Origin of the sequence: Candidatus Hydrogenedens sp. (assembly GCA_035378955.1) — a bacterium.
Lineage (GTDB): Bacteria > Hydrogenedentota > Hydrogenedentia > Hydrogenedentales > Hydrogenedentaceae > Hydrogenedens.
In genome coordinates this window covers 1-16,708 of sequence record DAOSUS010000017.1, presented here as the reverse complement: position 1 = coordinate 16,708, position 16,708 = coordinate 1, and the positions used below count along the sequence as shown (strand labels likewise).

Below are 16,708 nucleotides of genomic sequence, written 5' to 3'. Positions count from 1 at the left end.
GCCTATTGAAGTTAATTGGGGTGTTCCGTAATTATTTGTAATGAGACGGATGGGACAGATGAGACGAATGGGACGGATGAGATAGAAGAGACGAATAGGACAGATGGGACGGATGGGACAGATGAGACGAATGGGACGGATGAGATAGAAGAGACGAATAGGACGGATGGGACGGAGAGATATCTTTACAAAAAGTGAAAGACTATATGGATTTAATTCTTATGAGAATATTTGGGGTGCTTGTAGTCATTGAAATAACAGAACTAACCCGCAACAATTTAATCTAATGAAAATACTTGTAATGGTTATAGGTGAAGTTTATGAACCGCTCTTTTTGCCCATTTGCTGTAGAATTTCTTTATCCCATTGAAGAGGAATGGAATCTTTCTGCAGCATTTCTTGGAATTGTTCTAAGGAATCAGAATGATTTTTGACCTGACGGGGTAAGAGGTTATTTTGTTTGCAAAACGCTAAAAGACATCCGACGGCTTCTCCGATGTGCCATTCAACATGATGAAGGCGATAGGCTCCGTTCGTAATGTGTGTTGTGCCAATATTTTTAGAAACAGGAAGCATGTTCTCAACTCGTTTTGGTATTAAGGCTCCCAAAGGTATCTGGAAAGGTAAGGAATCTACATCAAAATAGTTTTTACCGTTGGTTCGTGGATGAAGGTCAATTCGATAATAACCAATACCTACAGTATCTTTGAAAAATTCAGGAAGGATGTAGTCTTGTGTTTTGAATAATTCTTTTCGTGCATCTTTCCCGATATGTTGTTCGCATATAGTAAATTCTGCTTTAATCCGTCTTGCTTCGCGTATATAGGGTCTCATGGCAAAGCCATCTTCTGTGCCAGTAACATCTGGGCGTAATCGCAAACCTTTCCAACCTGTTCCACCATCCGGGCGGGGTGCTTCCGTCTGTAACCAGTAAAAGAGAGCAAGGCTCAATTCTTTGGCTTTTCTTTCATGGAATAAGTCTTCGTCTTTTGTTTTGTTCTCAATGATATTTCCTAAAAAATAATCGTTTTGAGGCCAGTTAACAAGGGTTATGCTGTAAGGAATAATATTTGTATCGAAAAGATTTTTATCTAAAATTTGACGGTAATTCCACCAACTTGCTTTCGTGTTTCCTGTGGGGTCAAATGGCAATGTGCGTTGTTGGAGAGTTACAGGATGTGTTGCTGTCAGACTTAATAAAGGACCTGTCCAGGGTGGGTCTAATTGGGGAATTAAAGAATGCCAAAAATCATAATTATCAGGCTTGTTAATTCGGTGGTCGCCATTCGGGTCGTAATCCATAGCAAAGCACCATGTACATGCCTGCATCCCTTTGGGGTCGGAGTTTGTAGGGGCATGAGGTTCATGGGTTTCTTTTTGAGACTCCATACCGATTACATATTCTACTTTTCCTAAAGGAAGCAGTTCTCCCGTTTCTGTAGCATCAATAAAATAAGGAGCTGAAAGGTATATTTCATTTCCTGTTTCTAAGGATAAAACTTTAACAGCAGAGAAATAGTCACCGTTTGTTTCTACCGATAGGGGAATATGTTTTTTTAAGACAGTAAGTTTTTTTCCTGATATATAAGGGGAGAGTATACTTTCAATCACTTGGGCACTGACACGGGGTTCATGGCATATTCGCGAAACATTTCCATTGCCGGGGTTTAATTTTGGATTGTTCTTATGTTCTTCAAGCAAGGGGTAATTTTTTCGATAAAAATCGCGAATTGCGTTTCGAAATAGTTTGTATCTTTCCGTAGAACCTTTGTCTTCCACCCATGGATTTTCATCGGGCGGAACTGCCTGCGAAGTCATTTGTCCTCCCAGCCATAAGGTTTCCTCTGTCATAATAACCGATAGTCCATGTTGCAAGGCAGATAAAGCACATGCTACCCCTCCTGTTCCACCACCAATTATAACCACATCGGCTTTCATAAGTTCTGTATTCTTCTGTTTTTTAAGGGTTTTCTTATCTGTATAATGAGATTTAGTGGGGTTGTTTTTTGAAGAGGGTACATACAAAATAGGAGATGTCCCCATTGTTAATAAAAAATCTCTTCGTTTCATATCAAAACCTTTTTTGTTAATAATTTAATTTTTTTATAAAAAAATAAAAAAAGTTGAAACCACCTTTTGTGAAGTATAGTCATACATTTCACTAAAAGAGTTATATCTTTTAAACTTTAACAACTATAACACAAAAAAACAAACAAATAAAGGAGATTCAATATGAAAAGAATCCTTATCAGTTCACTCGTTGTAATGTCTATGGTCGCTATGCTTTCTGTTCTGGGCTGTGCCGGGAAAGGGAAAGGTCCTACCGATGAGGAATTAATCCGTGCTACCATAGATAAGGTCAAAACTGCATTAGAATCCAAAAACATTGATATGTTGATGGAAACTCTTGCCGAAGATTTTGAGCATCCGGAAGTCGGTGGAAAACAGGAAGTTAAGCCTATGTTGCAATTAGGGCTTGAATCCGGTTATGCCGATGAAGGCAAAGTAGATTTAGGAAATATGCAGATTAAAATTAATAATGATGGAACAGCCTCTGCGTATCCGATTGATTTAAGCAGTGTTGCTGGAGCCGTTTCTGTAGAACTTATTTTGAAGAAGTATGAAACAACCAATGAAAAAGGAAAGAAAGTTCCTGCATGGTTAGTTAAGACTATCAATGTTGATGGCCTATAATAGTATCTGCAAATAAATATATTTTATACTCTCTGCTTTTTCCCGATGGCTCGAAAGAGCCATCGGGTAGATTTTTAAATGGGATATGAACAATATTTCAGATGAAATGGGGTTAGGTTTTTCATTATAATGTTTTTCTTATTAATAATATATTTGTAAAAATTAAACATAAAATAAAGAAGAAGAATGTCAACAGGAAAAAAAACAAAAAGAGTAGGAATAATTACTTTAGGGTGTGATAAAAATACAGTTGATAATGAGTATCTGGCAGGTTTATTGGAAGATATAGGTTATGAAGTAATACCGTTGGAGGGTTTTAATGCGGAAGAGAGTTTTGATGTGGTTTTACTAAATACTTGCGGTTTTATTTTAGATGCAAAAAAGCAATCTATTGATGTGATTTCGGAGATAGCGGAAAGCAAGAGAAAGAGGAAAAATCCGTCAAAGTTCTTTGTTTTCGGTTGTTTAGCCCAGAGGTATCCTCAGGAACTATGGAAAGAGTTTCCAGAAATTGATGGATTGGTAGGTGTAGGACAATTAGAAACTTTATTGAGATATATTCAGGAAGAGGAATTACCCCGCAACCAAAAATTTTGTTGTTTGCGGAAACCGAGTGTAAGTGTAGGAAGATATATCCGTAGAAAAATCATTACTCCTTCTGCGTATTCTTTTCTGAAAATTGCAGATGGTTGTTCTCATGCCTGTTCTTTTTGTTCCATTCCTCAAATAAAAGGGGCTTATCATTCTGTCCCTATGGACATTCTTTTGCAAGAGGCGGAATACTTAATTGGACAAGGTATAAAAGAACTTAATCTAATTGCCCAGGATATAACTCGTTATGGCAGGGATTTGAAAAAGGGATATGGCTTGCCTGAATTAATTCAGGAATTGGCAAAATTGAAGGGGGATTTTTGGATACGCTGTTTGTATGTTTTACCGTCCGGAGTAACAAAGAAACTTTTACAGGTTATGAAAACAGAGCCTAAAGTGGTTCATTATTTAGATATACCTATTCAACATGTAGATAAGAAAGTGCTTCGATTGATGAATCGCCCCGGCTGGAATAAAGATGTTATAAAAGCAATACAGGAGATACGAGATTTCATACCCGATATGGTTTTTCGCACCACCATTATTTTAGGTTTTCCCGGAGAAAGTTTTAGAGCATTTCAGCAACTAATAAAAGGGATAGAACAAATCCGATTTGAACGATTGGGGTCTTTTATTTTTTCCCCGGAAGAGAATACACCCGCTATGGAATTACCAGGCAAGGTAGGAAAACTGGTAGCAGAACGACGCTATCATATTCTTATGGAAACACAGGCAGAAATATCGTATGAATTTAATAAAAATCGTGTAGGCAAAGAATACAAAGTCTTAATTGATGATTATGACAAGGAGAAGAACCTTTGGATAGGCAGGTCTTATGCAGAAGCCCCGGATGTTGATGGTGTTATCTGGATATCCTCTCCGCGAACCTTGCAAATAGGCGGATTTTATCAGGTAAAAATCGAAGAAGCAGAGATATATGACCTATATGGTAAAGTTGTATAAACACGAGAATAGTGGCCTTTATTTCAAACGGGGATATTGCTGAATTAAAATGATATGTATCACTTATCTATATGTTGATTTCTGTTTACAGATTTAATATCGTGCTTTTTTACTTTTCTTTATTCGTTGTAATAAACTATCTTATTATCTGTGCTTCAATACAGTAAACATTTAAAATAAAAACTTATCAGAAGGAAGTATGACAATGAAAAAGAATGAATGGTCAAAAATGACACGAAGGGCGTTTTTAGCCTCTTCAACAACGGTAGTTACGGCCAGTGCTTTTGCACAGACATCACCAACACCGAATACCGCACAGGTTGTCCCGCGTAAGATTTCTCCGAACGAGAAATTAAATGTTGCCGCCATTGGTGCTGGTGGAAAAGGTTTTTCTGATATTATGAGTTGTTTTAAGTTAGGACATAATGTTGTAGCCTTGTGCGATGTAGATTGGAAACGGGCTGCAGAGGCATTCTATCGTTTGCCGAATGCGAAAAAGTATAAAGATTATCGCAATATGTTAGAAGAGATGAAAGAAATTGATGCTGTTACAATTTCTACTCCGGACCATTCTCATGCACCTGCTGCCTATATGGCCATGAAGATGGGAAAACATGTATATGTTCAAAAGCCATTGACACATACCATTGCGGAAGCACGATTGCTTACTATCACAGCACGCGAAACAGGTGTTGCGACCCAGATGGGTAACCAAGGACATTGTGGTAATGGTGTCCGTCAATTGTGCGAGATGATTTGGAGTGGTGCTATCGGTAATGTGAAAGAAGTTCATATATGGACCCATCGTCCGGTATGGGATAATCAGGGAATGACAGAACCATTACCGCCGGAAGTAACACCCGAAGATATGGATTGGGACCGCTGGATTAACTGTGCTCCATGGCGTCCTTATAATCATAAGTTGGCTCCCCATGATTGGCGTGCCTGGCAGGATTTTGGTTCTGGTTCGTTAGGCGATATGGCTTGCCACATTATGGACCCTGCCTACTGGGCATTGAAACTGTATGAAGCACCCGAATTCTCGGTTGAAGTCGTATTCCAGAAAGGACAAAACAAGCAGACATTTCCTATTGCAACTACAGTGAAATATTCCTTCGTTGCTCGGGGTGATATGGGTCCTGTTGATGTTTATTGGTATGATGGACACTGGAAGGATGAAGCCACGGGACAGGAAGTTTATAACCGTCCCAAACGACCCGAAGGAATACCCGAAGATGAGGTGTTGGGTGATGATAATATGAATGGTTCAATGTTTATTGGTGATAAGGCAATCCTTACGGCAGGGGAATATGGTGGTGAGCCACGATTGGTTCCTTCTTCTCTGATGAAGGATTATAAAATGCCACCTGAAACGATTGAGCGTATTCCGGGTGAAAGTCCGTATTTCGATTGGCTTCGTGCTTGTAAGGAAGATAAACCTGCTTGTTCGAATTTTAATTATTCGGGTCCCTTTACAGAAATGGTGCAATTTGGGAATGTGGTTGTTAAGTCGGGACAAAAGTTGGTCTGGGACAATGTTAATGGTATTGTTAAGAATGTTTCTGACCCGAAGGCGATTATAAGTAAAGAATATCGTAAGGGCTGGGAACTTCCCTGCTAAAAATAGATATTTGCAAATTGTTTAACAACAAGACCTGATGTTTTATAAACATCGGGTCTTGTCTTGTTTCAGATAGATTATTCATATCGTAGGGCTTCAACGGGGTCAACACTTGCCGCTTTTAAGGCAGGATATACCCCCGAGACGACACCAACAGCAGAACTGAAAAGGAAGGCAGTCGTTATAGACCACAAAGATAAGCCTATGGGCAAACTGGGATAAAGAATACGAATAACAGCGGAACCAATGAAGCCTAAGAAAATACCGGTCATTCCACCGAGAACACTAAGGGTAATGGATTCCATAAGGAACTGTAAGCCAATATCAGCGCGGGTGGCTCCTACTGCAATACGAATACCTACTTCGCGCGTGCGTTCACGCACGGATACTAACATTATGTTCATAATTCCAATGCCCCCTACCAGAAGAGATATGCAGGCGATACCTACTAACATCAGTCGAAGCATACTGAAAATTCGTGAGAATGCAGAAAGCATGCTATCTTGATTTGTGATGGTAAAGTCTTCTTCATTATCATGAGCAGAGCGGACAATTTTCCTTGCGGCTTCTGTGGCACGGGGAATATCCTCCTGCGTGCGTGCTCCTAATAGGATTTCCATGACTTCTTCAACATTGAAAATGCGTTGAGCACTGGGTAAAGGGGCAATGACTATGTCTCCGAGGTCAATTCCCAATGCCATTCCGCGTTCTTCTAATATCCCCACGACGGTATGTTTGGAGCCGTTAATGGAAATCTTCTCATACAAGGCACGGTGTGTCCCGAACAGTTCTTTTTTAACGGTTGTTCCGATGATACATACTCGACTATTTCGTTCAATATCTTCTTCGGTAAGGAAACGACCTATTTGTGTATATAACTGGCGGACCTTCTCGAAATCCGGGGTTGTGCCAATAAGTAAGACATTTCGCTGACGGTTTTTATATCGTATATTGGCTAATCCTAATGTATTGGAAGCCACACCAATAATACCGGGAACTTTTCTCTTTATTTGTCGGGCGATTTCATAGGTAAGTTTTTTATGACTTCCTGCACTGATGGGAAACATACCTGTAGTTTCTTGTTTGCCGGGTGTGATGATAATGACATTGCTGCCCATAATCGCAAATTCCCTCTCTACATAGGCTTGTGCCGACTCTCCTAAGGCAATTAATAATATGACCGACATAACACCAATGATAACCCCTAATGCAGTGAGTGCGGCACGCATTTTGTTCTGGTTCAGAGCAATGATAGCTGTTCGTATGAGTTCCCAGAAGGTCATTGCTATTACTCCCCAAGGGAAGGAACGATTTTGATTTTAACTCCGTCTGCCAATCCTTTAATCCCAACGGAAGTAATTATCATATCGCCTTCTTTCAAGCCGTCCACGATTTCTCGTGTCTCCCAGTTTCCGATACCCAAAGTTACAGGTCTACGAACAGCATGGTCTTTTTCAACAACATAAGCAAACTCATCACGGATAAGGCTTTCACTTGGGACATAAAGGACATCATCCTTTTCCGATACGATTACTGTTACATCAGCGGACATTCCTGCAAGGAAATTGCCCTGCTCCAGAAATCGCACTTTTACAGTAAAGGTGCGTGTAAATTCTTTGGTAATCGTAATTACAGGAGATATTTCAAAAATTTCACCCATGAAAACCTGCCCCGGAAAGGCATCTAATTCAATCCTTGTTTTTTGGTTCAATGAGATTTGTCCCACATTGGCTTCGTCAAAAGGTGCTTCAATGTATAGGTCGGAATTATCTACCAGATACATCAGAGGAATACCTACGGCAATACCTTCACCTTCATGAACATTGACAGTAGCAACAATTCCATCAAAGGGGGCTTTAATGATGGCTTTATCTCTGACGGCTTTTGCAGAATTCAATGCGGATTCTGCCTGTATAATGGCGGTTTCTGCCGCTTTTATTTCCTGTTCACGAACTTGAAGTTCTTTCACACCTGTAAGGGCAGACTGATATGCCTCCCTGGCTACCTTATAAGCCAATTCCACTTTTTCCTGTTCTCCCGGGGAAAGAATTCCCTGTTCGCGAAGTTTTTTAGCACGCTCCAAATCTGATTCCGCTTGCTTTAATTGTGCTTGTGTCTGATTGATTTGTGATTCAGAAAGGTTTTTAGCCACCTCATAACCGACGCGTGCTTGTTCCAGCCTCGTTTTTGCAACAAGTAAATTTGCTTCAGAAAGGGCTACCTGTGCATCAAGGTCTTCGTGACTTAATTCAATAAGAATTTCATCTTTGGTAACATGTTGTCCTTCCTTTACATGAACTTTAGAAACAATACCCATCATCCCGCAGGCAATCATGGAACGGCGATGAGCCATAATTGTTCCAGAAGCGAAAGCAGAGACCGTTTGTTGAACCTTTCCCCTCTTTACAGTGTCTACAGTAACCTGCACGGGCGGTGTGTAGAAAAAGAAATAATAGACGATACCTGTTACTATCATCGCAAAAAGGAGTAAAAGGATTAGTCTTAATAGATAATTTTTATAATTTACTTTTGCCATTCGTCAGATATTACCTTTCCATCTCTGAAATGAATAATTCGTTGAGCACGGGACGCTACATCTTTTTCATGTGTAACCATAACAATTGTATGTCCTTTGCTATGTAATTCATCAAATAATTCAAGAATACTTTCTCCGCTGGCGGTGTCCAGATTTCCTGTGGGTTCATCAGCTAATATTGTAGAAGGGTTGTTTACCAAGGCTCGTGCAATAGCGACGCGTTGTCGCTGACCACCAGACATTTCATTGGGTCTGTGATACATACGGTCTCCAAGTCCCACAGCGATTAATGCCTCTTGTGCTCGTTTCCTTCGTTCTTTTCGCGGGACGCGGTCATATATAAGCGGTAATTCCACATTTTCTAATGCTGTGGCACGGCTTAATAGATTGAAGTTTTGAAAAACAAAGCCTATTTCATGATTTCGCAATTCGGCAAGTCGCAGTTCTGAAAACTTGTGGACTTCTTCACCTTTATACCGATACGAACCTGCGGTAGGTCTACTAAGGCATCCCAGAATATCAAGAAAAGTTGTTTTTCCGGAACCGGAAGGTCCCATAATGGCAACATAAGACCCTGCATCAATGGTCAAATCAACACGATTTAAGGCTATAACTCTGTTATCTCCAACTTCGTAAACTTTTTCAAGATTTTGCACATCAATTAGTCGAGACGAATCTTTGTTCACAAAACCCTCCTGCTGAGGATTTAGTATGTTTTTATTAACATGTATTATTTGCTTAAAAAGCCTTTAGGCAATTCAGCGGGTGGCTCATATTTATGCGGTTCAATATCGGGAACTATGCGGACCGGGGTTGTAAAGGTAAAAGAGGTATTATCCGGACCTGGAAAAGTCATTTCAATAAGATATGCTTTCCATCCTTTTTCAGGAGGACTGACTTTCCCAATATAAACACCCTTTTTCTGTTCCGTTAAATCCTTTGCCTGATAGGCTTTACCGAGAACATTCAAACGAAAGTCTCTTGCTTCAGGATTTGTGGCTTCCCATAGAGTTACTTTACTGGGTTTATCTTTTGTTTTTACCACAATGGTGCAATCATCCGGGAATTCCCAGGAATATTGGGGAAGAGGTTTTTTCATGACGATAGCCTTGTAGAAAGCGGATACGCTGTCAACAACTTCGGGTTTAAGCCCATGACCTGTATTTGGGACATATCGGATATATGTAGGTGCGGGCAAATCTTTAAGATAGAATTTCCAGGAATCGGGCAGGAAAAATTCATCACCAGCAGAGTTAATGAGAAACTTGGGCATGGTTAGTCTATTAAGATAACTGTATGGGTCAACAATCTTTAACATAGCCGCAAATTCGGGAGTAACTAACCAATCCATGATATTCATTTCTACATAATCATCTATGGCAGGAGCCCAACCTCCATAGACTGCGTAGTGATGTTTGAATGATGGGACCAAATTCAACAAATCTATAACCATGGGAACACATGCGACCACCCGTTTATCTACAATAGTAGTTGTCCATGTGGTCCAACCGCGTTTAGATGCACCAGCCACAACAAATTCATTAACCTTCACCTTTCCACCTTCTTTGCTTGCACAGAATTCCTGAACAGTATCCATAGCACGAACGACAGCTTTTGTCATCGGCATACGGGTTAACCATTCCGGGTCGCCCGTTTTCAGGTATTTATCCCAGTTGTATGCAATAATACCGTCCTCAGTCCTTTTCCTGTCGTTGTCATTTGCAAAAACCAGAGGTTCATTAGGTATTTGCCTTATTTCGGCTACTACGGTTTGCACATCTTTGGCTACTTTGCGTAATAGAGGACTGGAGGATGTTGGGGGTTCGTCGCTAATCCTTCCACCTGAAATAATAAGTAGGGCGGAAGAATACTTTACTTTTTTAGGAACGACAATGGTTAACCAGTGCGTCCAGATGGGGCGGTCTACTTCTTCTGGAGAACGCCAACTTTGAGAGGTTAGATTGATGTAATAAATAGTGAAATTATCTGCTTCTTCCGTTTTTACAAGTTTATAACTATAATGAGGGTCAGGTCTGTAAACATACGCATCCAGCGGTCCCGGATTTTTTGTTTCGCGTGCATTGGTTGAAGCAACTCCTTTCTGTTGTTCGGATATAGGTGCTTTCGTTGCACATCCGATAACAGATAAAACAATCAGAATAGACAACAAAGAGGATAATAATTTTTTGTTTTTTAAAATTTGTTGCATCATAAAAAATCCTTTCTTATATTTTGTTTTGTAAAGAAAATATGTTGTTCAAGATAGAACTTTTAATTGACTTAAAGATAATAATATTTGTTTCAATCTAAAAGCAATATAGCCGATACATTTTTGTATCGGCTATATGAAAAATGTCTAAAAAATGTCGTTAAGAATTATTTTTGTGTTTGAGCCGGTGTTTGTGGAGCCGGTGTTTGTGGAGCCGGTGTTTGTGGAGCCGGTGTTGCTTGTGGAGTTGGTGTTGCTTGTGGAGTTGGTGTTGCTTGTGGAACTTGTGGAGGATTGGTTGGTGGTTTGGGTAATTGGTCTTTGGGCGGAAGTTTAAAGGGTGGTAATTTCGGTGGCATATTAGGTCCTTGTGGCGGCATCCGTTTTCCTTCTCCACCGAGAACATTTTGAGGTCTTGAACTAAAATTGGGAATATCAATTACGCGGAAAGGAATTTTAATTTCAGGTTTTGTAGCAGATGTGGTTTTTACAATGATTTCTTTATCTTTTAAGGAATTATTCATAGGGATGTTCTTAACAAGTAACAGATAATCACCCGGAGCGCGTTCTGTTAATTCGACCTGAATATCGGGGGTAGGAGGAATGACTTCAGTAATTTTCAATCCTTTTTCTCTACCTTCTTTAATTCGCAGATATTGTTGCGTTTTGGCTTCAGGGTCATCATTGTTTACACGAAAACTGATAACCTCAGGTGATACATCTACCTCACCTAAAAATCTTCCATAGACGGAAACCTGAATGTTTCTCAAAGTTGCTACGGATGGGTCATTTGCATCTTTTCCGGGAATTGTGGCATCGGTCTGGATGGTGAAACTCTTAGATAATGTGGTACCCGGTTCCACTTTTTCCGTCTGTTTAACTTTTATTTTGTAATATTTCCCGGGTTCTACGGTTTCTACTTCTGCTTTGAATTGAGGTAAATTCGTCATATCTACATTTGTAATGTTGAAAGTTAAATCGGGAAGATTGGATTTTACTTCAATAACTTTTTCGTCCACCAAATCTTCCATAATTGAATAACCCAGATTAAGCGTCCGCGGTTCTATAATAATTGGAGAAGTAGCAACGCCTTTTAAGGTTAATGTTAACACGGGATTTTCCGGGTCGTTGGATTCAACGGTTATATTTTTTGTCTGGGGTCCTTGTCGGTTTGCCAGAGTAAGGGTCGCCTTGATTTTTGTGGATTCCCCGGGCTGAAGTTCTTTCTTTTCAGGTTGAGCAACAGTGCAACCACAAGTTGTCCTTACTTTATTAATTAATAATTGTCCATCACCCGCATTCTTAATAACGAATTCATGCTCTACTTTTTCATCGTTCCTTTTTTCACCGAAATCAAATTCGGGTTCGTCGCATACGATTTTAGGTTTTCCACCTGTGGCTGTGGCAGGGGCTGTTGTTGGTTCAGCAGGCTGAGCAGCAGGAGCCTTCTCTGCCGTTGTTGGGGGTGGTGTAGGAGCCGCCTCTTTTGCAGGTGCTTTTTCCTGCGTTTTAGTTGCAGGTGCAGGAGCGGATGGCTGTGATTTTTGCCCACCACAGGAATTGAGAATTACAATCAGTGTTAATACAAACACAGACACAAGGAAAACTTTAATACCCTTACTCATATAACTTACCCTTTCTATTTAGTTATCTTAAAAAGTTTGTTTATCTATAATAGAGAAAACTTTCACAATCATAACAAAAAAAATAGCTATACTAAAAATGAATTTAGACTTTATAAAAACGAAAACAATATATAATAATGTTGACATAAAGCAGAATACAATAAAATAAGGGATGTTAATAATGAATACATTAGGTTTTTTAGCATGCTTGTTTTATGTTTCTTTCTCAGGGAATGCGATTGAGAAAGCCGATTTTATTTTGAATAAATATACCACGATATCGCCGTCGGGTGCCTTTTGCTGGTTTCAAGACCCACGGGCTGTTTATGTTGAAGGACAATATCGGCGAACTTATGTTGGCTGGATTTCCTCTCAAGGTAAGTTAGAAGTAGGTTATTATGACCATGATACGGGAGAAGTTAAGACAAAAACGATAAAAGAATTCTGGGATATTGATGACCATAATGTCCCTTCTTTTCTTGTATTGCCCGATTTGCGACTTATGATTTTTTATGCACGGCATAATAAAGAAAATCTCTACGCCCGTCAAACTCTCAAACCTGAAGATATAACAGAATGGGGTGATGAAATTATAGTGGCAAAGATGGAGAAAGTAACATATAGCCACCCGGTATTTTTAAGTGATGAAAATCGTTTCTATGTTTTCTGGCGAGGAAAAACATGGAAACCCACTTTTGCCACTTCTGAGGATAGCCTTCATTGGTCAGAACCTAAAGTTCTCTTTCAAGATAAGGGAAAGGAATCGGAGAGTATTCGCCCTTATTTGAAAGTTGTATCGGATGGTAAAAAAGTGATTCATTTTACATTTACAGATGGACATCCACGAAACGAACCATTTAATTCCGTATATTATGCTCGTTATGAATCGGGGAAATTTTACCGTGCCGATGGAACATCCATAGGGGCTATGGATTCCCTCCCCATACTGCATTCTGATTGTGATAAGGTATACGATGCGAAATTAACAGGAGCGAGGGCATGGGTCTGGGATATTGCCCTAAATAAGGAAGGTAAGCCCGTGATTGCCTATACGCAATTACCGGAAGAAAACAAACATTTTTATCATTATGCCCTATGGGATGGGAAACAGTGGATTGACCATGAAATTACCTTTGCCGGCCCCTGGTTCCCCGAAACACCCAAAGGTAAGAAAGAAACGGAGCCTCATTATTCTGCGGGTATTTGCATAAATCATGCAAATATTGAAGAAGTCTATTTATCCCGACGGGTGAATACTACCTTTGAGATTGAACGATGGACAACCCACGATAAAGGTAAATCGTGGAAGCATATCCCCATTACTCAAAATTCGACGGTTATAAATGTTCGACCTATTGTTCCATGGGGGTATAACAAAAAGGAAGGGCATATTCTCTGGATGCGTGGACATTACACACATTACACCCAGTTCCAGACGGCTATTTTTTGCTGGATTGAGAAATAAACTGTAAGTTTAAAATGTCAATATACTATTGATATACTTTTTATTTTTACATGAGAAATAATAGACTACCTAACGGAAGATGGATAGAATTTATTCATGATTGCTTGTGGAATCGATTACGGAACGACCAATACCAGTGTTGCCATTGCGAAAAAGGATGGGCAAATTCAGGTTATAGACCTGGATGAGGAAAATGTCCCTACGACTTCGCTGCCTTCTCTTATCTATATTGGGGCTGATGGTTCGATTTTTACGGGGAGGAAGGCTGCGAATGTTTTTATTCAGCACAATATAGGGCGGGAGGTTATCTTGAAGTCGGAAGAGACTGGGATGGAAATATCGGCGATTAGTGGTGCGGAACCGGATAAAAGTGAGTATTACAATCCCAGATTAACAGACCCGGATAATTTAGAAAAAATATCCATAAAGACGCTTGTAGATGTTAATATGCCGGGGCGACTATTCCAGTCCCTTAAAACAAAATTAAAATATGCGGACTTCAAAGGGACAGATGTGTTCGGGAGACACTACCAGATTGAGGAATTGGTGTCCCTTATTTTGAAACGATGTAAAGAAAGAGCAGAACAATATGTGGGTGATACGATTGATGTTGCGGTAATAGGGAGACCTATTTTCTTTTCGCATGATGAATTTGAAGACCAGGTAGCCGAAAGGAGATTGCGAAATGCTGGAATGATAGCCGGATTTAAAGATGTGCTTTTTTTCTATGAACCGGTATCTGCCTCTGTTGAATATATAAGCACGACAACCACGAAAGAACAATTGGTGATGGTTGTGGATATTGGAGGAGGAACCTGTGATATTTGTATTATGAAGTTTGAAGGTGCAGAAACCGTGGAGGAACGACTAAAACGAAGTGCCGTTCTGTCGGTTTCAGGAGATACTGTTGCCGGAGATATGATTGATAAGGAGATTATTCGCAAACGATTGTTTCATTACTTTGGAAGCACAGCCCGATACGGGCAAAACCGTCTTCCTATGCCCAAAAATATCTTAAATGTTGTGTTGGATTGGCAAAATCTATATCGATTGAATACAGAAGAAACCATTAATTGGTTGATTGCTGTGGAAACTTTTAGTGACCAACCCGAAGCTATAAGGGCTTTGCGATTATTAATCCAGAAGAACTGGGGATATCCTCTGGCATTAGTTGTTGAGAAGGCAAAGAAGGAATTAAGTTTTCAGGAACAGACATCTATCCAAATCCAGTTTGAAGAATTGAGTATGAATGAGAAGATTAATCGTGAAGAATTTAGCAAGATTATTGAGGATATTTTGGAACAAATCCACTCATTAATCATAGAAGCGGAGCAGAAAGCAGGGGTGAAACCTGAAGATATTAATCTGGTTCTAACTACAGGTGGCACCTGTCTTATCCCGGCAATACAAAAGATGCTACAAGAGCGATACGGTTCCCATCGAATTATTTCTCGCGATACATTTACCAGTGTTGCTCGTGGTTTGGCCGTAGTCAGCCGTTTTCTATAAATTCTATTGTTGATATATCTTTAATTTTTTTATCAACTATAAGGTATGCATTTATGAGTATGAATTCTCCCGAAAAGATTTTAAAAGTTCCGATGATTCAAACAACGGCTGGTGATTGGGAACAGGAACGCTTTTCACGAAAACAAAATTTTGTGGAAGCAATGACGGTTATGCTTATTATTCTTTCTGCCTTATGGCTGGTAGCCTATCCTTTCGGTGTGGTAATGAAAATAAAAGCTGTAAACTCTGGGGTAAATTTGCTACTGGTTTTGGGAGGTGCTTATTTACTTTTTGTTGCACCATTTTTACATAAAGATACGGCCCAATCCTGGGGGCTGGGAAATCCGATTCAATATGGGCACTTGATTACAAGGGGTCCACTGATAAGAAGAGTGATGATTCTCCTATCCTCTATTACCGTTTTTGTAGGATTGAATATTGTTAATTACCAGCAATGGTATCATGTCGCCCGTTTCTTCCAGATGCAGGAATTAGCACGCACTTTTGGCTTGTCTGTTGATGTTTACCAATGGCCCCATCATTTCCCCGGTGTAATTTTTGTATTCTTTTTCGGTGCTGTTATATCCGCTCTGATTGCCTTTTGTGCTATCCGTTATGATAATTTTCATACGGCATTCCGAACCGCAATGATTGTCTCATTGCCTTTATTGATAGTAATCTTCGTTTCTGCCTACATTCAACGGGGAACGGGTGCCTTTCAACAACTGAGTTTTTCCCGATGGGCATTGGGTGTGTTTGGCTATATATTCTGGGGTTTTGTTCAGCAATTGTTATTTAGTTCCTATTTTGGTACACGGTTCCGCAAGGCATTTGCCCCATCTAATAGTCCTGCCAACAGGGTAACAGGAGAAGAACAAATAAAGAAGTCCCTGCTATTTGGTCTTTGGGGTGCTTTGGTGGCTATTTCTTTTACCTGCATTAGTATTTCCATTGCTTATGGGACAAAGGCAATACCTTCTTTAACGGTTTGGGTTCAGCTTATTCTATGGCTAACGGTGTTCTTCTTCCCTATGGGATTTATCTATGGGTATTTTTACTGTAAGGATAAAAAAAGAATGCTGGTTGCAACTTTAAGTGCTTCCTGCTTTGGAATGATACATATTGATTCGTATGGATTGGTAGCAGTTACATGGATGTTAGGGATTGTGTTAGTATATGTTTTTATGGAAGAGAAAAATCGGAATTTGGTGGCATTAGGATTTATTCACGGGCTGTTAGGAAGCACTTTTGGAGAAATGTTTTCAAAAGGTTCTGCAGGCGTATTAAATGTGGATTATTCCGTTGGACCCTGGAATGTAGAAGAACCAACTTGGGGGGTGCTTGTTATACCTGTAATTGTTATTGTAGTTTATGTTTTTATACTTATTACTTATCTGAAGAAAGCCCCTGAGGCAAATGAAACGGATGGGACATAGGGGACAAATAGGACAGATGAAACGGACGGGACGGAGGGAACAGATGGGGTAGATGAGAC

Annotated in this window: 13 protein-coding genes; 7 read left to right on the top strand and 6 right to left on the bottom strand. The window is 39.9% G+C overall.

The annotated features are described in order from the left end of the window. Positions 1–15: 15 nt before the first annotated feature. A complete protein-coding gene (locus PLA12_05405; protein HOQ31934.1) occupies positions 16–198 on the top strand; it encodes a hypothetical protein in 183 nt (60 codons plus the stop codon). Positions 199–318: 120 nt separating this feature from the next. Here the strand turns inward: PLA12_05405 and PLA12_05400 are convergent, their stop codons facing one another. Beyond that, complete coding sequence (locus tag PLA12_05400) at positions 319–2,070, bottom strand: FAD-dependent oxidoreductase (protein ID HOQ31933.1); 1,752 nt, start codon at positions 2,068–2,070, stop codon at positions 319–321. A 162-nt stretch (positions 2,071–2,232) separates the two neighbouring features. On the opposite strand from PLA12_05400, the gene PLA12_05395 reads away from it, so the two are divergent. The 3 genes from PLA12_05395 to PLA12_05385 all read left to right on the top strand — a co-directional run bounded on the left by PLA12_05395 (position 2,233) and on the right by PLA12_05385 (position 5,869). Continuing rightward, positions 2,233–2,694 (top strand): hypothetical protein, encoded by a 462-nt coding sequence (locus tag PLA12_05395; protein ID HOQ31932.1) that lies wholly within the window; start codon positions 2,233–2,235, stop codon positions 2,692–2,694. 186 nt (positions 2,695–2,880) lie between these two features. Continuing rightward, the gene (gene rimO, locus PLA12_05390; protein HOQ31931.1) at positions 2,881–4,248 is read left to right on the top strand and encodes a 30S ribosomal protein S12 methylthiotransferase RimO; all 1,368 of its coding nucleotides are present in this window, start codon (positions 2,881–2,883) and stop codon (positions 4,246–4,248) included. A 205-nt stretch (positions 4,249–4,453) separates the two neighbouring features. Then, positions 4,454–5,869, top strand: a complete 1,416-nt coding sequence (locus PLA12_05385) for a Gfo/Idh/MocA family oxidoreductase (protein HOQ31930.1) — start codon at positions 4,454–4,456, stop codon at positions 5,867–5,869. 77 nt (positions 5,870–5,946) lie between these two features. Here PLA12_05385 and PLA12_05380 read toward each other — a convergent pair whose 3' ends face one another. From PLA12_05380 to PLA12_05360, 5 genes are all read right to left on the bottom strand, one after another. Next, positions 5,947–7,152 carry an ABC transporter permease gene (locus PLA12_05380; protein ID HOQ31929.1) on the bottom strand — a complete coding sequence of 402 codons (1,206 nt, stop codon included), beginning with the start codon at positions 7,150–7,152 and terminating at the stop codon, positions 5,947–5,949. Between the two features lie 5 nt (positions 7,153–7,157). Beyond that, positions 7,158–8,405 (bottom strand): efflux RND transporter periplasmic adaptor subunit, encoded by a 1,248-nt coding sequence (locus PLA12_05375; GenBank protein ID HOQ31928.1) that lies wholly within the window; start codon positions 8,403–8,405, stop codon positions 7,158–7,160. Beyond that, the gene (locus PLA12_05370; GenBank protein ID HOQ31927.1) at positions 8,393–9,091 is read right to left on the bottom strand and encodes an ABC transporter ATP-binding protein; all 699 of its coding nucleotides are present in this window, start codon (positions 9,089–9,091) and stop codon (positions 8,393–8,395) included. Before PLA12_05370 ends, PLA12_05375 begins: the two co-directional genes overlap by 13 nt. Positions 9,092–9,135: 44 nt before the next feature. Then, the gene (locus PLA12_05365; GenBank protein ID HOQ31926.1) at positions 9,136–10,617 is read right to left on the bottom strand and encodes a PhoPQ-activated pathogenicity-related family protein; all 1,482 of its coding nucleotides are present in this window, start codon (positions 10,615–10,617) and stop codon (positions 9,136–9,138) included. A 164-nt stretch (positions 10,618–10,781) separates the two neighbouring features. After that, positions 10,782–12,239 (bottom strand): DUF1573 domain-containing protein, encoded by a 1,458-nt coding sequence (locus PLA12_05360; GenBank protein HOQ31925.1) that lies wholly within the window; start codon positions 12,237–12,239, stop codon positions 10,782–10,784. Between the two features lie 181 nt (positions 12,240–12,420). Here PLA12_05360 and PLA12_05355 point away from each other — a divergent pair, with 181 nt between their 5' ends. From PLA12_05355 to PLA12_05345, 3 genes are all read left to right on the top strand, one after another. Then, positions 12,421–13,704 carry a BNR-4 repeat-containing protein gene (locus tag PLA12_05355; protein ID HOQ31924.1) on the top strand — a complete coding sequence of 428 codons (1,284 nt, stop codon included), beginning with the start codon at positions 12,421–12,423 and terminating at the stop codon, positions 13,702–13,704. 96 nt (positions 13,705–13,800) lie between these two features. Continuing rightward, positions 13,801–15,213, top strand: coding sequence for an Hsp70 family protein (locus PLA12_05350; protein ID HOQ31923.1), 1,413 nt, complete (start codon positions 13,801–13,803; stop codon positions 15,211–15,213). Positions 15,214–15,266: 53 nt separating this feature from the next. Continuing rightward, positions 15,267–16,649, top strand: coding sequence for a hypothetical protein (locus tag PLA12_05345; GenBank protein ID HOQ31922.1), 1,383 nt, complete (start codon positions 15,267–15,269; stop codon positions 16,647–16,649). Positions 16,650–16,708 lie beyond the last annotated feature (59 nt).